Here is a 21,166-nt window from a genome sequence, read left to right on the forward strand (position 1 = left end):
CTTAAGATAGAACTTAAGATATATCTTTAGACGATGCACGCATGTTTTTTATAAATCCGACGAGCAGCCGGATTCGCCCGACGGCGCAGCGTTGAGCGCGATGGGTTATCAGAAGCTGAAATGGCGGTTGCTCAGCGGCTCGTCACCAATGGCTGACATTGGGTGTGGCTGCCCGGTTGCAAATAGGCCGAGAGAAACGGCGCCATGCCCTTGAGCACCTGTACCGGCAAGGCCGAGGTGAACTTGAAGTTCTGTGCCGAGGCGCCCGGTACGAAGGCGGTCAGGGTGCCGAAATGGCTGTCGCCGATGTAGAACACGAACGTGGCGGTGCGGTTTATCGATTTGGAACTGATCACCCGTCCGCCTGAGCCGACGGCTTCGATGCGGTTGTCGCCGGTGCCGGTCTTGCCGCCCATGGCCAGCGGCGTGCCGTCGGCCAGTTTGAAACTGCCCGCGACACGTTTCGCGGTGCCGGCGTCCACCACTTGCGACAGGGCGCCGCGCAAGGCCCGGGCCACTTCCACCGGCATCACCCGCTTGCCGTTGTCCGGATCGCTGACCAGCCGCGTTTCGTAAGGCGTGTCGACGGCAAACTGCAGGCTGTCGACACGCAGCGCCGGCTGGCGGATGCCGTCGTTGAGGATGGTCCCTACCAGTTCCGCGAGGGCGGCGGGGCGGTCGCCGGAGCTGCCGATCGCAGTGGCAAGCGACGGCACCAGATGGTCGAACGGATAGCCGACTTGCTGCCAGCGCTGATGGATATCCAGGAAGGCTTCGACCTCCAGCATGGTGCGGATGCGGCTGTCGCGGGCGCTCTTGTGCCGGCTCTTGAACAGCCAGCTGTAGACCTCCTGGCGCTCGAACTGGCTGGCCTTGACGATCTGGCTGAACTTGGCGTCGGGGTTGTTGAGCAGGTAGCCCACCAACCACAAGTCCAGTGGATGGACCTTGGCGATGAAGCCTTGGTCCGGCAGGTCATAGGCGCCGGGGCCGTAGCTTTGGTAGAGCCGCTGCAGACGCTCGTCGGTGAGCTTTTCGGCGCTCTTGGCGTTTTTCAGATGGGCGCGTACGAAGCGGTTGAAACTCTCCTGGCTGTCGTTGGGAAAGAAATAGCGGTGCACGGCGGCGAGGCGGATCGCGGTGGGACGCATGCCGTCGAGGAAGGTTTCGAGGCGCTGGGCGGTGTCCTTTTTCTGGTATTTCTTCCAGAACCTGAGCAGGAACGAGGTGCCTTCGCGATCGGCGAACTGGGCCAGGTATTCCTGGCGGCGCGGGTCCTTGTCATCCTTGAGCAGTTCGGAGCTGTTGTTGGGACCGGCATAGGTGGCGTAGCGCACCAGGTCGCGCATCAGGCGAATGAACGGCAGGTTGATCGATTCGCGCAGGGCGTCGCGCAGGGTCGGCAGGCGACCGTCGTCTTCCCTGCGAAAGTTATGAAAGGTGTGCAGCCCGCCGCCGGTGAAAAATGCCTCGCCGGGGCTGGCAGAGTAGGTGCGGTCGAGTGCCGCTTCGAGCATTTTCGGCAGGCTGCGGTCGGTGTTTTCAATCAGGTAGTCCACCGCCCAGCGCGAGAGGCGGTCCTGGTCGGCGATCTCGGTTTTCTTCAGTTGCGCCGGGGTCTGTTGGGCGTAGCGCTCGTGCAATTCGGCGATGATCTGCAGGTAGGTGGTCAGCACCCGCAACTTGGCGGTGGAGCCCAGTTCCAGCTTGCTGCCCTCGTTGATGTCGAAGGGCTGGTCGGTGCTGTCGGTCTGTACCCGCACACGCGAACCGTCCGGCGTCAGTTCCAGCAGGGTAAAGCTGTAGCGCACCTGCGTGGTGCTGGTGGGGGTCAGCAGGCGCTCTCCCATCAGGCCGATCTCGGCGGCGAACGCCGGGTCGGCCAATCGCTTGAGGTACTCGGTGGCCTGGGCCTGCAATTCGCTTTGCAAGGTGCTGGTGGCCGACAGGTCGAGGCGATCAAGGTCGTACAGCGGACGATTGAGCAGCGTGGCGAGACGACTGCGGGCGGCGCTGATGCCCTTGTTGGTTTCGTTGGGCTGGATCGTCGGCTGCTGCACCCAGTCGCGATAACTGACTTTGCTCGCCAGGGCGGCCTCGGCCAGGGCCGCATCGATCACGCCGTTCTGCGCCAGCAGCCGGATGTGGCTGTCAGTCAGGCGAGCGAGTTCATCGTGACCCTTCGATAGGTAATGGGAAGGCCGTCGCTGGGCGATCATCAACGAGAGCATTTCCCGCAGGGCCAGGCCTTTTTGCGCCAGGCTCTCGGGGTCGGTGGCGGTGCTGAACAGGCGCTCGTTGGCCTTGTTGAAATCGGCGCCGTACCAGACCCTCAGTCCTTCCGCCATGCCATGGACTTCGCCATGACCCGGAACAGCGGAAAGCGGCACGCTGTTGAGGTAGTCGCGGATGACCCGCTGGCGGGCCTCGAGGGTTTGCGGGCCGGCCTGGTAGGCGCGCACGCTGGCGGAAATCATCTGGCGGATCTTCTCCGCCCCCGACACGGTCAGGCCCTCGGGGGAGTGCCGGTATTTCTCCAACTGCGTCGCCAATGTGCTGCCGCCCGCCGACTGGCCGGGCAAGCTCAGCAACTTGGCCACTTGCGACCAGGCCGCCATGCCGAAACGCGGCCAGTCCACCGCCGGGTTTGCCAGCGGCTGCTTGGGATCGAGCAGGAAGCGGTTCTCGATGAACAGCAGGCTCTGCACCACAAGCGGCGGGATGGCGTCGAAACTGGCGTACAGCTGTTGCGGGTATTTGAACTGATACACCGGCGCGGCGCGGCAATCGGTGATGGTCAGTCCGGCCTGGATCTTTTCCGCGTAGGGCACGAACAGGCCTTTATCGACATAGTCCATCAGCTCTGGGGAGAAACGGGCCTGGGCCTGGATCACATAGTCGCGCTTGATCAGTCGTGGCAGGAACTCCCCCAGCGAGCTGTAGCCCAATCGCCGGTCGAACGGACCCGCGCCAGGGTAGACGATGGCGTCGCTGGGCCCCGGTTGCACCGAATAGGTCAAGGACGCGGCGTACTTGCTGATCTCCCGGGCCTGGAACCGGGACGTGCGCATCTCCTTGGCCACGGCAAGGCCGACCACCACGACGATAATCAGCAACAACAACCAGAACGCCCGCCAGCCATGCCGTGCGCGGCGTTTTTTCGGGGGTAAAGGCGCTTCTTCCATACGTTCAGTCGGGACCACAGGTTTATTCGAATCGGTTTGCCACAAAGCGCCCATAGTCGACTGATCCATTCACGCAGATTGATCGGACTTGCTTGAAGCTTAGACGGTGGTTGGCGTGGGGGGAGGGAAATTGTGGGCATCTGAATCATGACGCGGTGAGGCCGCTGTGGCGAGGGAGCTTGCTCCCGCTCGGTTGCGCAGCAGCCGCAAGCTTTCACAAGCTGAAAGCGAGGGCGGCTTCGCCCCCCAGCGGGAGCAAGCTCCCTCGCCACAAAGGCGGTTAGAGCCATATCGCATCCCAGAGAGGGTAATCACCAACGCGTGTTACCAAGCCGGCGCGAAGAGGGTTGGCAATGATGTAGCGGGCGCAAGGCAACAAGTCCTGGTTATCGCGGATTGCCCTGTCATGAAATCCGTTTTGCCAGAAAGCGCCCTGCCTGCCCATGACTCGATTGATAGCGAGGGTGCTGCGGGATTTCACTGCCTGCATCACGTTGGGCAGTTGGGCTTGTTCCAATTGCAGCAGCCAATGCAGATGATCCGGCATCACGACCCAGGCGAGAGAATTGACCTGACATTGCTCATGCGCCAAACGCATTTCCGCAACCAGCAACCGGCCTAACTGCAAGTCGTTGAACAGAGGTGCGCGTCGGTGGACTACCGTAGTGACGAGGTAACCTCGCCCCGTATCCGAAGAGCGTCCGTGGCGAAGACGATGAGCGTTTGGACGGTGAGGACGCATTCCGTGCTTCCTTTGACTGGAGTAACTATTACGGTAGCTTCGCTCGTTCCGACCCGACGCGTTGATGACTGAGCGACTTTTCCGAAAACAACGTAGTCCCGTGGCGAGGGAGCTTGCTCCCGCTCGGTTGCGCAGCAGCCGCAAGCTTTCAAGAGCTGAGAAGCGAGGGCGGCTTCGCCACCCAGCGGGAGCAAGCTCCCTCGCCACGAGATGTAGGCTGAAAGTATTGTGCTAGAGCCATCGCCTGCGCCAACGCATGACCCTGCACCATCACTGTGCAATACTTGCCGCGTTCCTTGAACCGCTGTAATCGCAGATAATGCCTCTCCTTAAAGACGGTTTTTACTGCGGCATATCCCTGAATTTTCCAGGTTTTACAGTGAAACTCTCTGTTCTCTGCTTTTTATACTGCACGACCCGCTGATCTTGAGGACTTGTCCTACAGGACGGTCTGCCCACGAGGCAGGCCCGGTTTCGGCAAGGTTGCAGGCTTATCCGCCTGTGGCCTTGGAGACTCGGTGGTTAATCCAATAACAAGACGAGGTTGTATCCCTATGCCAGTCGGCAATCCTCTGCCCCATGGCGAGACCGCTCAGGGTGGTCCGCTCAAACGTGAGCTCGGCGAGCGGCATATCCGCTTGATGGCGCTCGGCGCCTGCATCGGTGTCGGGCTGTTCCTTGGTTCGGCCAAGGCCATCGAAATGGCCGGCCCGGCGATCATGCTGTCCTACATCATTGGTGGCCTGGCGATCCTGGTGATCATGCGCGCCCTCGGCGAGATGGCCGTACATAACCCGGTGGCCGGTTCGTTCAGCCGTTATGCCCAGGATTACCTCGGCCCGCTGGCAGGCTTCCTGACCGGTTGGAACTACTGGTTCCTCTGGCTGGTGACCTGTGTGGCGGAGATCACCGCGGTGGCGGTGTACATGGGCATCTGGTTCCCCGATGTGCCCCGCTGGATCTGGGCGTTGGCCGCACTGGTCAGCATGGGCTCGATCAACCTGATCGCGGTCAAGGCTTTCGGTGAGTTCGAATTCTGGTTCGCCCTGATCAAGATCGTGACGATCATCGCCATGGTCATCGGCGGCATCGGCATCATCGCCTTCGGGTTCGGCAACGATGGCGTGGCCCTGGGCATTTCCAACCTGTGGACCCACGGCGGCTTCATGCCCAACGGCGTGTCCGGCGTGTTGATGTCTCTGCAAATGGTGATGTTCGCCTACCTGGGCGTCGAGATGATCGGCCTGACCGCTGGTGAAGCGCGCAACCCGCAGAAAACCATCCCCAACGCCATCGGTTCGGTGTTCTGGCGGATCCTGCTGTTCTACGTCGGTGCGTTGTTCGTGATCCTGTCGATCTACCCGTGGAACGAAATCGGCACCCAGGGCAGCCCGTTCGTGATGACCTTCGAGCGCCTGGGCATCAAGACCGCCGCCGGCATCATCAACTTCGTGGTGATCACCGCCGCCTTGTCGTCCTGCAACGGCGGGATCTTCAGCACCGGTCGCATGCTCTACAGCCTGGCGCAGAACGGCCAGGCCCCGGCCGGTTTCGCCAAGACCTCGAGCAACGGCGTGCCGCGCCGAGCGTTGCTGTTATCGATCGCCGCGCTGCTGCTGGGCGTGCTGCTCAATTACCTGGTACCGGAGAAAGTCTTCGTCTGGGTCACCTCCATCGCCACCTTCGGCGCGATCTGGACCTGGGTAATGATCCTGCTGGCCCAGCTGAAATTCCGCAAAGGCCTGAGCGCGTCCGAGCGTGCGGCGTTGAAGTATCGCATGTGGTTGTACCCGGTCAGCTCGTACCTGGCGCTGGCATTCCTGGTGCTGGTGGTGGGCCTGATGGCGTACTTCCCCGACACGCGTGTGGCGCTGTATATCGGCCCGGCGTTCCTGGTGCTGCTGACGGTGTTGTTCTATACGTTCAAGTTGCAGCCGAAGGAACAGGTACAGGGTTCGATGCGTTCCGCATCGTAAGCCCGGCACTGTCGAAGAAAGCCCCGGCCGAATGACCGTAATGCGCTTCACCTGAGAAAAATGATGTACCTGTGGCGAGGGAGCTTGCTCCCGCTCGGCTGCGAAGCAGTCGTAAATCGGCGGGTGCGGTGTGTCTGATGCTCCGCATGTGTCAGGTTTTGGGGCCGCTTCGCGGCCCAGCGGGAGCAAGCTCCCTCGCCACGGGTTCGTCGATTGCCTTGAGGAACCTGACCCCCGCCTCGCGGCAACTGCCGAAGCGTTTTCCTGAACTGTCTCGCTCCTGTTATTTCTAACGCAAGACCGCGTGTTTAAGGCGTTGGACGTCATGTCCGGCGGCACTGACCGTTGGAGGGAGCATGAAAGCGATATGGAATGGTTTTTTCAGCTATTCACTCGTCGGATTGGCCAACACGCTGATCCACTGGCAGGTGTTCTTTGTGTTGCGCGTGGCGTTCGACCTCGATCAGTCAACGAGTAACTTCATCGCTTTTTGCCTCGCCGCGACATTTTCCTTTTATGCCAATGCGCTTTATACCTTCGAGGCCAAGCTCTCGGTGCCGGGTTATATGCTGTTCCTGTGTGTCATGGGCGCCCTTAGTTTCATCGTCGGGCATCTTGGGGATCGCTGGCAGTTGCATGGCCTGCTGACCGTCGCGGCGTTCTCGCTGTTGAGCCTGGTGCTCGGTTTTCTGTTTTCCCGGTTTGTCGTGTTTCGCGGACCTCGTCCATGAAGATTTCGCTGATCGTTCCGGTGTACAACGAAGAGCAGGCGATCAGCCTGTTCTACCAAAGTGTCCGCGAGCATCCGCAGCTCCAGGACCATAGCGTCGAGATTGTTTTCATCAACGATGGCAGCAGCGACCAGACTGCCGCACTGGCGCGTGAGATAGCGTTGGCGGACAGCCAGGTTGTGTTGATCGACTTCTCGCGTAATTTTGGCAAGGAGCCGGCCTTGTTTGCCGGGATCGAACACGCCAGCGGTGATGTGGTGGTCCCGATGGACGTGGATCTGCAGGATCCCATCGACGTCATCCCCCGGATGATCGAGCAATGGCACAAAGGCGCCGAAGTGGTGCTGGCCAAGCGTCGCAATCGTTCATCCGACAGTTACCTGAAGCGGCGCGGGGCGGCGCTGTTCTACCGCCTGCTCAATCGGATTGCCTACCCGCACATTGAACAGAACGTGGGCGACTTTCGCCTGATGGACCGCAAGGTCGTGGAGGTCATCAAGACCCTTCCCGAATATCAGTTGTTCATGAAAGGCGTTCTGTCGTGGGCCGGTTTCAACACCGTCATCATCGAATACGACCGCGCCGGCCGCGCCGCTGGCAACAGCAAGTTCAACGGCTGGAAGTTGTGGAACCTGGCACTCGAAGGCATCACTTCGTTCAGCACCGTGCCTTTACGGTTGTGGACTTACGTCGGCAGTTGCATTTCGTTGGTTTCGTTGCTGTATGCCGCCTATCTGATTGTGGACAAGTGGATCTTCGGAAACGATCTGCCCGGTTATCCATCGCTGATGACCGCGATCCTGTTCCTGGGCGGCGTGCAACTGATCGGGATTGGCGTGTTGGGTGAATACATCGGGCGCATTTATCTGGAGACGAAACATCGGCCTCGGTATGTCATCAAGGAAATGATCCAGGACGGACGACCCAAGATGCGAGATGAACCGTGAGCCAGTCCCAGTGGGCCAGGGTAATGACGCCACGGGAGGTGCTGCTGTTTTTCCTGGCGGCCAGTTTTCTTCATATCTTTCCCCTGGTTCAGGCTGATTATTTCTACAACGACGATAACTGGCGGGGGCTGGTGGCGGGCGAGGGCTGGCGCGAGGAAGGGCGGGTTGTCATCGAGCTGTTCTACAACGCCCTTTCGTTTGGTTCGAAGGCGCCGAATCTGTTTGCCTTGCCATTATTCATCGCCACCGCGGGCATCTCGTTTGCGCTGAGGTCGCTGACGTTTTTTTATTTCAAACGGCCGACGTTTGTTCATTGCCTGGTCGTCCTGCCGATCTGGTACAACCCGTTCTTCTTGCAGAACCTGTCCTACCACTACGACGGGCCGGCGATGGCATTGGGACTGGTGGCGCTTGTTTACGCCGTCATCGGGTCCAACGGCAGGGCCTGGCGAGACGTATGGATACCGGCATTGTTACTGGCCGTGGCCCTCGCGATCTATCAAGTGCTCATCGGTTTTTTTATCGCCATGTGTTGTGTCGAGTTGATCAGGCGGGTGTGGGAGGGCGAGCCGTCGGAGCAAGTACTGCGGTTCATTGCGCGCAGGCTTCTGGTCATTGTCGGCGGCGTGTTGGTCTATTACGTCACGGCTTATCAACTGATGACCGGAGCGCGTCAGGCGTTGCTGCCGCTGCAAGCCAGCAGTCTGATGGAAATGGGCAACCGGCTTTTTTTTCTTGCGCATCTGTTGGTTGAAGGGGCCCGACCTTGGGTCTGGAGCGGTGCGTTGCTCATGCTGGTCGGGTTCGCATGGGCAGGCATCGGGTTGTTCCGGCGCCCAGACCTGCTTTGGCGAAAAGCACTACTGTTGCTCGTTTATCTGTTGACCCTCCCAGTGCTCTTGTTCTGCATCCCTGGCATCACGCTGTTATTTGCCGAGTTCAACTACGGTGCCAGGACATTGGTGGCTTTTTCTGCGTTGTTATTGCTGACGTTCTTTCTGAGCCTGCAAATACTCACCCGTGTCCATGCAGGACTGGGACTGGTCTTGTTGATTCCGTTGTTGGCGATGTTGTCATTCTCCTTCGGACACGGCCGTGCCCTGTCGCTGCAAAAGGAACAGGAAGCCGTAGTGCTGGCTTCGCTGGCTTATGACATCAACCATTCGCCGCTGCGCGATAAAAGCCGTCTCTACATGGTCCCGGAACTGAAAGCCAACTGGCTCCCGGCCGCCAGCGGATTGTTCGCGGCGATGCCGGCTCAACGGTATGTGCTGGGCGTGGGTTACGTATTACTGCCGGAAAGCTTGCCGCGAGCGGGCATCACCAACGTGTATCTCGCCAAGGATGCAGAAGTGGTTGCCTCGATCCGGCGCGGGGATTTCCTGCCGGTGGTGTCTACTGGGTTTTATGACCTGTTTGTCATCAATGACAGCGGCTACATCTTCATGAAAAAACCGCAGGGTGATCCTGATGTGGCGCCCAAGTTGTGTTTGATGGTTGATATCGAGCGGTGTCGCTGAACGTCCGCGGCGGCTGGCAAACCGGGCGCTGGATTGTCCGATCCGCATTAGCAAACACAGCGCATCACCCCGTGGCGAGGGAGCTTGCTCCCGCTCGGCTGCGCAGCAGTCGCAATCGGGCTGGCGCGGTCTGACTGTTGTATCGCGGTGTCTGTATTGGGGGCCGCTTCGCGGCCCAGCGGGAGCAAGCTCCCTCGCCACAAGAGCGAATGCGAAGTTAAGCAGCCGCTATTTCCTGGGGCTCGAAACTGTCTGCCCGCGCCAACTGCCACATCCGTGCGTAGAACTCGCCGTTCACTTCACCGGTCAGCAGTTCCCCGGGTTTGAGGAAGACGTGCAGTTGGGAGAACAGCTTGATCTCGGTGGCCGACATGCGCCGCACCAGATGCTTGGGTTGCAGTTGCGAAGGATGGTCGAGGCCGGCGGCGGCGAGCATTTCGGCCAGGGCCTTGAGGGTGTTGCGGTGGAAGTTGTAGACCCGCTGGGCTTTGTCCGGGACGACCAGGGCGCGCTGGCGCAGGGTGTCCTGGGTGGCGACGCCGGTGGGGCATTTGTTGGTGTGGCAGCTTTGCGACTGGATGCAGCCGATGGCGAACATGAAGCCGCGCGCGGCGTTGGCCCAGTCGGCGCCGATGGCCAGGACACTGGCGATGTCGAAGGCACTGACAATCTTGCCGCTGGCGCCGAGCTTGATCTTGTCCCGCAGGTTCAGGCCCACCAAGGTGTTGTGCACAAACAGCAGGCCTTCGCGCAGCGGCACGCCGATGTGGTCGGTGAACTCCACCGGCGCGGCGCCGGTGCCGCCTTCCTTGCCGTCGACCACGATGAAGTCGGGCAGGATTCCGGTTTCCAGCATGGCCTTGGCGATGCCCATGAATTCCCACGGATGCCCCAGGCAGAACTTGAAGCCCACCGGTTTGCCGCCGGACAGTTCGCGCAGTTGCTGGATGAATTGCATCAATTCAATCGGAGTGGAAAACGCGCTGTGGCAAGACGGCGAAATACAATCCTCGCCCATGAGGATGCCCCGGGTCTCGGCAATTTCCCGGGTGACCTTGTGCTTGGGCAGAATCCCGCCGTGGCCCGGCTTGGCGCCTTGACTCATCTTTATTTCGATCATCCGCACCTGCGGGTTCTGCGCCTGAATTGCGAAGCGCTCCGGGTCGAAGCGCCCGTCGGAGGTGCGGCAACCGAAGTAACCGCTGCCCAATTCCCAGGTCAGGTCGCCGCCGTGTTCGCGGTGATAAGGACTGATGCTGCCTTCGCCGGTGTCATGGGCGAAATTGCCGAGCTTCGCGCCCTGGTTCAACGCCCGGATGGCGTTGGCACTCAGGGAGCCGAAGCTCATGGCCGAGATGTTGAACACCGACGCCGAGTACGGCTGGGTGCATTGCGGGCCGCCGACCGTGACGCGAAAGCCGCTGGGGTCGCTCAACGGGGCCGGGCGCATGGAGTGGCCGATGAATTCGAAGCCGGTCTGGTAAACGTCGATCAAGGTGCCGAACGGTTTGTCGGCGCTTTCGTTCTTGGCCCGCGAGTACACCAGCGAGCGCTGGGCGCGGGAAAAGGGCAGGGCGTCGCTGTCGGACTCGAGCAGGTATTGGCGGATCTCCGGGCGTATGCCTTCGACCAGGTAGCGGATGTTGCCCAGGATCGGATAGTTGCGCCGTACCGCGTGACGGCTCTGCAGCAGGTCGAACACCCCCAGCAGGCTCAGCAGCCCGGTCAACAGCACGACCGGCCAGAGCCAGTCGTGTTGCAGGAACGGCAGGCTGGCGAGGGTGAAGATCACACAGCCGGCGAAGAAGGCGTAGCGGCTCAGCAACGATAGGCTCATGCGGGTTCCTTGGGGGAGAGCGATTGGCGAGACATTAGCGTGGAATGCAACCCCGTGGCGAGGGAGCTTGCTCCCGCTCGGCTGCGCAGCAGTCGTAAAACCGGATCCTACGCAACGACTGGATTATTGCGACGGGCCATTTGGTGCTGCTGCGCAGCCCAGCGGGAGCAAGCTCCCTCGCCACAGGACTTGTTCGTGCTCACCCCGCCAATTTCATCTGCCGCACCGGCAGTTCCACCCGGAACGTCGTCCCGACGCCGACTTCGCTGCGCACGGTAATCTCGCCGTGGTGTTTTTTCACGATGCCGTAGGACAGCGACAGCCCGAGCCCCGTGCCCTGGCCGATGGGTTTGGTGGTGAAGAACGGGTCGAAGATTTTCTGCAGGGTTTCCGGCGGGATGCCCGAGCCATTGTCGGCGACTTCGATCCAGACGTTGTCGCCCTCGACCCCGTTGCGCAGGGTGATGGTGCCGCGCTCGGGGCCGATGGCTTGGGCGGCGTTGACGATCAGGTTCATGATCACCTGGTTGATCTGCGACGGCAGGCATTCGACTTCCGGCAACGGGCTGTATTGCTTGACCACGTCGGCCTTGTACTTGATCTCGTTGGCGACGATGTTCAACGTCGAATCCATGCCCTGCTGCAAATTGGCCATCTGCCATTCCTGGCTGGAGTCGACGCGGGAGAAGTCCTTGAGGTCCTTGACGATCTGCCCGACGCGAGCGATGCCGTCCTTGGATTCCTTGATCAGCACCGGAATGTCCTCCACCAGGAAGTCGAGTTCCACCTGTTCGCGCAGGCGCTTGAGTTCCGTCAGCAACTCCGGCGAGGCGATGGCTTGTTCGGCACTGCCGTAGGCCTGGAGCATTTCCTCGAGTTTGCTGAAATAGCCACCCAAAGCGCCGAGATTGGAAGAAATGAAGCCGATCGGGTTGTTGATTTCGTGGGCCACGCCAGCCGCCAGCTGACCCAGCGAAGCGAGCTTTTCCGACTGCACGAGCTGGCTTTCAAGCATCTTGCGTTCGTCGATTTCCATCTGCAGCAATTCGCTGGCCTGCTTGAACGCCAGGGTGCGTTGCTCCACCAGGTCTTCGAGCTTGTTCATTTTCAAACGGGCACGGGAAGTCATTTCCCATTTGGTGGTCAGGGTATTGGCCATCTGCTGGACTTCGATGTTGTCGAAGGGCTTTTTCAATATGAGCAGGCGGTCGTGGCCGTTCAGGCGATCGAGCAATTCGTCCCAGGAATAATCCGAATACGCGGTGCAGACCACCACTTGCAATTGCGGGTCGACTTTCCACAGCTCCTCGATGGTCTTGGCGCCGTCCCAGCCTTCGGGCATGCGCATGTCGACGAAGGCCAGGGCATAGGGAAGCTCCTTGGCCAACGCCAGTTGCAATTTGGCCAGGCCTTCCTGGCCACCGTAGGCCGAATCGAGTTCGAACACGGTGGCGGCGGGTTTCGGGGCCTCTCCAAACAGCGCGCTTTCCATGTCCTGCAAGTCGCTGTCGCTTTCGTCCTCCGGGGTCAGGATCTTGCGGAAATCTTCGTGGATGGCGGGCGTGTCATCAATCAAGAGGATGCGCCGGTTGCTCAGGCTGTTCATGGCTCACCTTCTGCGAGTTTCAAGGGCAGCTGCAATACAAACGTCGCCCCGGTACCTGGCCCCTCGCTGTGTGCGGTGAGGCGGCCGTTCATTTCAATCGCCGCCAGTGCGCAACTGTGCAGGCCGAACCCGTGGCCGTCCTTACGGGTGGTAAAACCGTGGGCGAAGATGCGTGTCATGTTCTCTTCCGGGATGCCTTCGCCTTCGTCCTTCACGCTGATCTGCAGGGTCTCATCGTCTACGACGGTGGCCTTGAGCGTCATGTTCCGTGCATGGTTGGAAACCCCGGCCATGGCGTATTTGGCGTTGCTGATCAGGTTGATCAGGATCAGTAGCAAGCGGTGTTTGTCGCCCATGATCCGCGGCACTTCGCCGTAGTCCTTGATGACCGTTACATGATGGCGGGTCAGGGCTCCCGAGTTCATGCGCAGGGCGTCTTCGAGCAGTTCGCTGACCACCAGGGGTTCCATCAGGCTGTTGGCGCCGGCATAGGATTGCTGCGTGGAGACGATGTCCTTGATGTGGTCCACGCTCTTGCTCAGTTGCGCGAGTTCGTCGGTCAGGCCTTGTTGTTCCACCGCGATGGCTTCCACCAACTGGTTGAGGTAGCCGGGCAGCAGCTTGCCTTTTTCGTCCTCGGTGAGGAAATGCCCCAGGTCGTGGTTGTGCTCGTTGATCAGGTTCATCGCCTTGCCCAGCCCCAGGGCCTTGCTGCTGCGCAGCTTGCGGCTGACCAGGTCGGCGGAGATGTTCACGCTGTTGAGCACGTTGCCGACGTTGTGCAATACGTTGGTGGCGATTTCCGCCATGCCGGCCTGGCGGGCGGTGTCCATCAATTCGCTCTGCGTGTCCTTGAGCTGGCGGGTGCGCTCTTCGACCCGTTGTTCGAGTTCGTCGTTGGCGGTTTGCAGCGCACTGTTGACCCGCTTGATCTCGCCGAAACTGCGCACCAGCCGAACCGCCAGCCAGATCAGGATCAGCACCAGGAAGGTTGCGAATACCAGCAACAGGATGTGGTTGCGCTGATGCTTGGTGGCGGCTTTTTCCTGGTCCGTTTCCAGCAGACTGGTGATGGTGTCCAGGCGGGCGGCCAGGGGGACGGCCTCGAAATCGCGCAGTAGCTGGTTGACCAGTGGTTGCTCGCGCAGGATCAGCGCAATGTGCCTGCGCAGGATTTCCACGGAGCTGACGAGCCCGTCCGGCAAGCGCTCCTTGTTGATATCCAGCTGGTTGAGGCCCATCAGGATTTCGGCAGCCTGATCCTGCGTGGTGATCTGCGCGAACTCCAGCGTGGCGAGCAGCAGGTCGTAGGTATCGATGGTGGCGCTCTGCAGCCGAAGCTTGTCGTTATCGGACAGCAGGGAGAACTGGCGCTGGATATCGTCTTCGGCGGTGGGCAGGAAAGCCAGGGAGTTGCGCAGCACCGCGTTATGGGACTTGAACTGTTCCACCAGGCGGGTTTTTTCCTTGAGCGCCTTGAGGTACTCGTCGCGCTGGGTCGACCAGAGCTCGGGCGCATGGCGGCCCGGCTCCGCCTCGATGGCGTCGAGGCGCTGCCACAGGCGCGTCATTTCATTGAGCGGCGAGACCAGCGGGTCGTAGTTGTGGCTCAGGGCGATTCGCGACTTGAGCACTTCGTTGTCCCAGATCCCGTCCTGCTGCTTGAGCAGGCGGATCAGGTCGCGCGATTCGATGTGCGAGGCGGCTTGCTGGGCGCCTGATTCGATGTACATGAACAACAGGATCGAAGCCAGCAAGACGCCGATGAAAGCCAGGCCGAGGCGGCGGGAGAGACTGTTCATAGCGGCTTGCCCTCCCATTCGCCAGTGAGGGTCTTGAGGAATTCGACGATCAGTTCGGTATCGTTTTTCAGCGGCTCACGGCCCAGCTGGTACTTGAACATGACTTCCACCGCGCGCTCCAGGGTCGGCGCGGAGCCGCCATGGAAATACGGCGCGGTGACGGCCACGTTGCGCAGGCTCGGCACCTTGAATACCTGGCGGTCGGCTTCGTCGCCGGTGATGTTGAAGCGGCCGTTGTCGGCCCGGGTGGGGTTGCCCCGGTCCTGGATGTAGTCGCCCATCACGCCGAACTTCTGGAACATGTTGCCGCCGATGTTCACGCCCTGATGGCAGGCGATGCAGCCGTATTCCTTGAAGCGCTGGTAACCGAATTTTTCCCGGGGGGTGAGAATGTCGGTGTTGCCCAGCAGGTATTGGTCAAAGCGCGAATTCGGCGTCAGCAGGGTGCGCTCGTAATCGCCGAGAGCGCCCTGGATGTTGGGCTGGGTCACGCCGCCGGGGTAGGCGTCGGCAAAATCCCTGGCGTAGCCCGGATCGTCGGCGATGCGCTTGACCACCGTTTTCCAGTCGCTGCCCATCTCCCCGGGGCTCGTCACGACGATGTGCACCTGTTCTTCCAGGGTATCGACGCGACCGTCCCAGAACTGATGGAAGTTCAGGCTGGCGTTGAACACGGTGGGGGTATTGACCTCCACCGGCTTGCCGTCGAAGCCCAGGGAAAACTGCTTGTCATCGGCGCCGCCCTTGTCCAGGCGATGGCAGCTGGCGCAGGACAGCGTGTTGTTGACCGACAGCCGTGGGTCGTTGAACAGCCGCTGGCCCAACTGGACCCGCTTGGGGTCCAGGGCCGGCGCGGCGGGCAGGGGTTTGAGCGGTTCGTCCAATGGTTCTGCGTGACTGGTCACGCTGTATCCCAGAAGCAGGCAGAGAGCCAGAATCAGTCCGTGTGACGCCATGGGATGCTTTCCTTGAAACTTCGGTTTATGGACTCAATTGCTCATGAAAACGGATTCGGTTTTTTTTCCCATGCCGCCATCCACTGGGCAAAGGCCTGCGGCTCCACGGCCTTGCTGAAGTAATAGCCCTGGGCTTCCTCGCACTGGTGCGCCTTGAGGAACGCCAGTTGCTCGCGGGTTTCCACACCCTCGGCAATGATGTGCAGGTTCAAGCTCTTGCCCAGGCTGATGATGGTGCTCACCAGCTTCGCGTCGTTGCTGTCGATGCTCAGGTCGCCGACGAACGACTGATCGATCTTCAACACGTCCACCGGAAATTTCTGCAGGTAACTCAGGCTCGAATAGCCGGTGCCGAAGTCATCGATGGCCAGCCGTACCCCCAGCTGCTTGATGGCCTTGAGGGTGGCGACGGTGGTATCGATGTTCTGCATGAGCACGCTTTCGGTGATCTCCAGTTCCAACTGTGTCGGGTCCAGGCCGGTTTCCTTGAGGGTGCGCGCAATGCCTTCGACGAAACCGCGCTGGCGAAAATCGATCGCGGAGACATTCACCGACAGGTACAGCGGCCGCATGCCCTCGGCTTGCCAGCGACAGGCCTGTTGGCAGGCTTCCTGGAGCACCCACTGGCTCAGCGGTACGATCAGCCCGCTGTCCTCGGCCACCGGGATGAAATCCGACGGAAAGACGAGCCCCTGGTCGGGCCGGTTCCAGCGCACCAGTGCCTCGACACCGACCACCGCGCCGCTCGTCAGATCGAGCTTGGGTTGGTAATGCAGCACGAATTCCTTGCGTTGCAGCGCCAGGCGCAAACCTGATTCGATCGTCTGCTGCTGTCGTGCCCGGCGGTTCATGTCCTCGGTGAAAAAACGGTAGTCGTTGGGGCCGGTCTCCTTGACGTTGCGCATTGCCGTCTCGGCTTTCTTGATCAGCGCCACGGCGTCGAAACCGTCGGTTGGGTACACGCTGACGCCCAGGCTTGCCGTCACCGTCAGGTCATGGCCGTCGATGGGGTGTGGGGAGTTGATCGCCGCGAGCAGTTTTTCCGCCACGCCCTTGATCAATTGCGGATCGGCGACGTCGCCGAGGATCACCACGAACTCATCGGAGCCGTAGCGAAACACCGAGTCGGATTCACGCACCACGGTGGCCAGGGTGCGTGCCACCCGCTTGAGCAGTTCATCGCCCACCGGATGGCCCAGCGCATTGTTGATGCGCTTGAAGCGGTCGAGGCCGATGAACATCACCGCCAGCTGCCGGTCATGCCGGCGGCACTGGGCCAGGGCCTGGGTCAGGCGGTCGCCGAGCAGCATGCTGTTGGGCAGTTCGGTGAGGACGTCGTATTGCAGCAGGTGAGAAACCTTGAGCAGTTCCTGGACCCGCTCTTCGATCGTGCGCTCCAGGCTGCGCATCTTCCGCGCTGCGTCTTGCGCCAGTTGCCATTTCCAGGTCATGGCGCTGGCCATCTGGCGGATTTCCAGGGTGTCGAACGGTTTCTTCAGGATCAGCAACTGGTCGTCGAACTCGATGCGTTCGGACATGGTTTCCCAGGAATAGTCCGAATACGCAGTGCACAGGGCAATTTGCAGCCGCGGGTCGGCTTTCCACAGCTGTTCGATGGTTTGCAGGCCGTCCCAGCCCGGCGGCATGCGCATGTCGGCGAATACCAGCGCATACGGCTGGCCCTCTGCCTGGGCGCGCTTGACCAGCTCCAGCGCTTCCTCGCCCTGATAGGCCGAGTCGATCTGGAATTGCAATCGATTGACCTGCGGTGTGCCGAACAGCAGGCTCTCGGTGTCGTCCAGCGAGTCGTCATTGCCGGCGCTGGGGCTGAGGATCTTGCGAAAATCCTGGTGGATGGCGGGCGTGTCGTCCACCACCAGGATTCGCCGGTTGGCAGGTACCGACATGGGGTTCATGGGTTGCTCTCCGATAGCTGGCTGGCCGGCCGGGTCCAGTGGTCCGCCACCGGCACGATGGTACCGGCCTTGAGCAGTGCGGCCGCCTGGTCGCTGTCGACCACGGTACTGAAGTAATGCCCCTGGGCCTGCATCGAGCCGCCGCTGGACATCAGGGTGGTGCGTTGTTCCTGGGTCTCGACGCCTTCGGCAATGATGCCGATGCCGACGTCCCGGGCAAAGTTGATGATCGCCCGCAGGGTCGTGGCGTTTTCTGGATCGGCGTTGGCGCTGTCGAGGAATCGCTGGGCCAGCTTGAGGTGGTTGACGCGGTAGGTCTTCAGATAATCGAACGAGGAATACTCGGTGCCGAAATCATCGATGGCCACCTGCACGCCGAGTTCGCACAGGCGGGGCAGCACGTCGTTGTGGGTCCATTTGGTCTGGGCCAGGGTCGCTTCGGTGACATCGAAGCGCAGGTCCCAGGGCGCCAGCTCCCAGCGCGCGGTGGTGCGCAGCACGTCGTAGATCAATTCCGGGCCGGTCTTGAGCTGGGTCAGGGACAGGTCGATGGCGATCACCGGCGGCGCCATGCCCTGGTCGCGCCATTGGCGCATCTGCTGGCAGGCCTGGTCCAGGACCCAGTGACCGAGGCCGATGATGATCCCGGTTTTCTCGGCGGCAGGCATGAACGCCGCCGGCTCCAGCCAACCGCGCTCGGGGTGGTTCCAGCGCACCTGCACGCCCATGCCGAGGATCTTGCCGGTGCCGAGGTCGACTTCCGGCAGGTAATGCAAATGCAGTTCGTTGTTCTCGATGGCCTGGCGCAGGTCATTGGCCAGGGCGACCCGGTCGGTGACTTCCTGATTGATCTCTTCGTTGTGGAAGTGATACTGGTTGCGGCCCTTCTCCTTCGAGCGGTACAGCGCCATGTCGGACTGCGCCATCAGGCTGTCGGCACTCAGGCTTTGTGGCGTGTACAGGCTGATGCCGATGCTCACCGAGATGCGCACATCGTTGCCGTCCAGGGAATAGGGCGCCACCAGCGCGTCACGGATTTTGCCGGCCAGCGCGGCGCAGTGCGTCGCTTCGTGGACATCCAGTTGCAGGATGGCGAATTCATCGCCGCCCAGGCGCGCCACCACGTCGTTTTCCCGGGTACAGCCCTTGAGGCGCGCCGCGACTTCCTGCAACAGCAGGTCGCCGATGGGGTGACCGAGCGTGTCGTTGATGCGCTTGAAGTGGTCCAGGTCCAGGTAGAACATCGCAAACGGCGCCGCCCCCCGGCGCGCGGCGGCGAACGCCTGGTGCAGGCGCTCGATCATGGTGGCGCGGTTGGCGAGCGCGGTCAGGCCGTCGGTGCGGGCGAGCAGGGCGATCTTTTCCTCGGCCACTTTGCGCTCGGTGATGTCGAGGATGATGCCCTCGACTTCCAGCAGCAGGCCTTGTTCATTGCGCACTGGAATGTAGCGGTTCTCCACCCAGCGAAAGGTGTCGTCTCCGGTGCGCATGCGAAACTCGATGGACGCCCCGGCCGTGTCGCGGTCCAGGACGCGGACCATGGCCTCCTGGACCTTGCCCTGATCGTCGGGGTGGATCAGGGTTTGCGCCCAGTCCGGCGAACTGATCAGTTGCGCCGCGACATGGCCGAACTTGGTGATGTTGTGCGAGATGTACATCAGCGGGAACGGCGGCTCGCCACGCAGGCGATAAAGAATGGTCGGGCTGTTCTGCACGATGATATTGGCGTCGGCCAGTTCCCGGGTGCGTTCCTCCACCGCCCGTTCGAGCATGTCCATTTTCAGCGCCGCGTCTTCGGTCATCTGCCATTTGACGGTGAGGGTGCTTGCCATCTGGCGGATCTCGATGGCGTCGAAGGGTTTCTTCAGGATCAGCAGGCGATCACCCAGTTCCAGGCGGTCGGCGATGTCCTCCCAGGAGTAATCCGAATAAGCGGTGCACAGCGCCACTTGCAGCTTGGGATCGACGCGCCACAGCCGCTCGATGGTTTCAAGACCGTCCCAGCCTGGCGGCATGCGCATGTCGATAAAGGCCATGGCGAAGGGTTTGCCCCGGGCCAGGGCCGTTTCCACCTTGCTCAAGGCCTCCATGCCCTGAAATGCCGACTCCAGCTCGAAACTCTGGGCGGCGATCACCACCGGTGCGCCGAACAAGGCTTCTTCGGCGCTGCTCAGGCTGTCTTCGGGGATCACATGGGGGGCGAGGATCTTTCGAAAATCCTCATGAATCGTTGGCGTGTCGTCGACGATCAGGATCCGCCGATTGGATCTATCCATCGGCAGGCTCATGGCCGTGCACCATCGAGATGCTGACTATGGAACCGTGGGAACATCTGATATCCCTTTCGCTGGCATGAGTATCGGCCTGTACTTGGCCCTTCATGAGGTACAGCATAGTCGGCTCAAGGAAACCGCGCGGTGCATGGTGGCGAATTGTGTCTAAATGTCCGCTATCTACTAGCCTGTCTGTCAGGGGTAAGGTAGAACGGTGATCGTCAATAGGAGGGGGTGCCAATGGAAGATCAGTCGTCGAACGTTCCTGCTGCGAAGCCGACGGTGTTGCTGGTGGATGACGAAGAGTCGATTCTCAACAGCCTGCGTCGGCTGTTGCGCAGCCAGCCGTATGAAATCCTGCTGGCCGACAGCGGTGCGAAGGCCTTGGAAATCCTCAAGGAGCGGCCGGTCGACCTGGTGATGACCGACGCCCGGATGCCGAACATGGACGGCGCCACGCTGCTGGCGGAAATCCGCAAGCTGTATCCATCGACCTTGCGCATCCTGCTCACCGGCTACGCCGACGTGGACATGATGACCAAGGCCATCAACGAGGGGCAGCTCTATCGCTACCTCAGCAAACCCTGGAATGACGAGGAACTGGTGCAGGCCCTGCGCCAGGCCTTGGCCCACCAGCATTCGGAAAGCGAGCGTCAGCGCCTCGAAGCGTTGAACCGCGAGCAGAACCAGCAACTCAAGACCCTCAACGCCACGCTGGAAAAACGCGTGGCGTCGCGCACCGCCGAGCTGCAGCAGACCGCCGACATGCTCGACCTGGCCTACGAAGAGCTCAAGCGCAGCTACGTGACCGGCACCGAAGTGTTCTCGCTGATCGCCAACCTGCGCCTGCCCAAGGCCAAGCAGACCAACCGGCAGATCATCGAGTTGATCCGGGTCTACAGCCGGCTCAATTTTCTCGACGAGTCCACCGACCGCGACCTGACCATGGCCGCCGCGCTCTACAACATTGGCAAGCTGAGCTGGACCGATAACATGATGGTCACGCCCGCCGACATGCTGCACCACAGCGAACTGGAGCTGTACCGCGCCTATCCGAAGCAGAGTGAATCGCTGCTGATGACCCTCGACCCGATGAAGGACGCGGCGCGCATCATTCTCCATCATCAGGAGCGCTGGGATGGCAGCGGTTTCCCCGATCACCTCAAGGGCGAGGCGATTCCGTTCGGTTCGCGACTGTTGAAACTGGCGGTGGATTTCATCGAATTGCAGCGCGGGTTGATCCTGGAGCGGCAGATGAACAGCGATGAAGCGCTGGTCTACATCCGCAAATACGCCGGCAAGCTGTACGACCCGGACATGGTCGAGGACTTCATCAAGGCCTGCGCCGAGTACCTGGAAGACGTGACCTTGTCCGACCCGACGGTGAAGGTCGTGACCACCCGCGAGCTGGCGGCCGGCATGGTCCTGGCCCGCAACCTCAATGCCGACAACGGCATGCTGTTGCTCAATGCCGGCAAGGTCATGAGTGCTCCGCTGATCGAAAAACTCATCGCCTTCGAGGCGATGGAAGGGGCGCGGTACAGCGTGTTCGTCAAGATCCCCGAGGAGGAAGCGGATCCTGCGGCGCCGAAGCCGATTTTGGGGTGAAACCGCTCCAGCTACCACTGCGGTTCCTTGTGGGAGCGAGCCTGCTCGCGAAAGCGTACTGTCAGTT

The 21,166-nt window shown here is 61.0% G+C and carries 13 protein-coding genes and 1 pseudogene; 5 read left to right on the forward strand and 9 right to left on the reverse strand.

Going from position 1 to position 21,166, the window contains the following annotated elements; genetic code table 11:
• Positions 1-131: 131 nt before the first annotated feature.
• Together J3P97_RS05110 and J3P97_RS05115 are read right to left on the reverse strand one after the other, a co-directional pair.
• Positions 132-3,239, reverse strand: a complete 3,108-nt coding sequence (locus J3P97_RS05110; RefSeq protein WP_434673617.1) for a transglycosylase domain-containing protein — start codon at positions 3,237-3,239, stop codon at positions 132-134.
• Positions 3,240-3,465: 226 nt separating this feature from the next.
• Positions 3,466-3,927: an REP-associated tyrosine transposase gene (locus J3P97_RS05115; RefSeq protein WP_434602912.1), complete on the reverse strand. Its 462-nt coding sequence runs from the start codon at positions 3,925-3,927 to the stop codon at positions 3,466-3,468.
• A 554-nt stretch (positions 3,928-4,481) separates the two neighbouring features.
• On the opposite strand from J3P97_RS05115, the gene J3P97_RS05120 reads away from it, so the two are divergent.
• From J3P97_RS05120 to J3P97_RS05135, 4 genes are all read left to right on the forward strand, one after another.
• Positions 4,482-5,903, forward strand: coding sequence for an amino acid permease (locus tag J3P97_RS05120; protein ID WP_434673618.1), 1,422 nt, complete (start codon positions 4,482-4,484; stop codon positions 5,901-5,903).
• A gap of 356 nt (positions 5,904-6,259) precedes the next feature.
• Positions 6,260-6,634, forward strand: a complete 375-nt coding sequence (locus J3P97_RS05125) for a GtrA family protein (protein WP_305496504.1) — start codon at positions 6,260-6,262, stop codon at positions 6,632-6,634.
• Entirely contained in the window at positions 6,631-7,581 is a 951-nt protein-coding gene (locus J3P97_RS05130; protein ID WP_434673619.1) for a glycosyltransferase family 2 protein, read from the forward strand. Before J3P97_RS05125 ends, J3P97_RS05130 begins: the two co-directional genes overlap by 4 nt.
• Positions 7,582-7,712: 131 nt before the next feature.
• Positions 7,713-9,101, forward strand: a complete 1,389-nt coding sequence (locus tag J3P97_RS05135) for a glucosyltransferase domain-containing protein (RefSeq protein ID WP_434673620.1) — start codon at positions 7,713-7,715, stop codon at positions 9,099-9,101.
• 217 nt (positions 9,102-9,318) lie between these two features.
• Here the strand turns inward: J3P97_RS05135 and J3P97_RS05140 are convergent, their stop codons facing one another.
• The 7 genes and pseudogenes from J3P97_RS05140 to J3P97_RS05170 form a co-directional block, all read right to left on the reverse strand.
• Positions 9,319-10,938, reverse strand: a complete 1,620-nt coding sequence (locus J3P97_RS05140) for an FMN-binding glutamate synthase family protein (RefSeq protein ID WP_434673621.1) — start codon at positions 10,936-10,938, stop codon at positions 9,319-9,321.
• 199 nt (positions 10,939-11,137) lie between these two features.
• A complete protein-coding gene (locus J3P97_RS05145) occupies positions 11,138-11,806 on the reverse strand; it encodes an ATP-binding protein (RefSeq protein WP_434674507.1) in 669 nt (222 codons plus the stop codon).
• Positions 11,807-11,863: 57 nt separating this feature from the next.
• A pseudogene (locus tag J3P97_RS05150) lies at positions 11,864-11,950 on the reverse strand (hypothetical protein); the annotation flags it as partial.
• Between the two features lie 590 nt (positions 11,951-12,540).
• Positions 12,541-14,346 carry a DAHL domain-containing protein gene (locus J3P97_RS05155; protein WP_434602921.1) on the reverse strand — a complete coding sequence of 602 codons (1,806 nt, stop codon included), beginning with the start codon at positions 14,344-14,346 and terminating at the stop codon, positions 12,541-12,543.
• A complete protein-coding gene (locus J3P97_RS05160) occupies positions 14,343-15,302 on the reverse strand; it encodes a cytochrome-c peroxidase (protein WP_434673622.1) in 960 nt (319 codons plus the stop codon). Before J3P97_RS05160 ends, J3P97_RS05155 begins: the two co-directional genes overlap by 4 nt.
• A 41-nt stretch (positions 15,303-15,343) precedes the next feature.
• Positions 15,344-17,218, reverse strand: coding sequence for an EAL domain-containing protein (locus J3P97_RS05165; RefSeq protein ID WP_434673623.1), 1,875 nt, complete (start codon positions 17,216-17,218; stop codon positions 15,344-15,346).
• Entirely contained in the window at positions 17,215-19,506 is a 2,292-nt protein-coding gene (locus tag J3P97_RS05170; RefSeq protein ID WP_434653557.1) for a GGDEF/EAL domain-containing response regulator, read from the reverse strand. The genes J3P97_RS05165 and J3P97_RS05170 overlap by 4 nt, the downstream gene beginning before the upstream one ends.
• A 225-nt stretch (positions 19,507-19,731) precedes the next feature.
• Here J3P97_RS05170 and J3P97_RS05175 point away from each other — a divergent pair, with 225 nt between their 5' ends.
• Positions 19,732-21,099, forward strand: coding sequence for an HD domain-containing phosphohydrolase (locus J3P97_RS05175; RefSeq protein ID WP_434569665.1), 1,368 nt, complete (start codon positions 19,732-19,734; stop codon positions 21,097-21,099).
• Positions 21,100-21,166: the final 67 nt, after the last annotated feature.

This window comes from Pseudomonas sp. R1-15, from assembly GCF_051132085.1.
In the GTDB taxonomy this organism is placed as follows: Bacteria; Pseudomonadota; Gammaproteobacteria; order Pseudomonadales; family Pseudomonadaceae; genus Aquipseudomonas.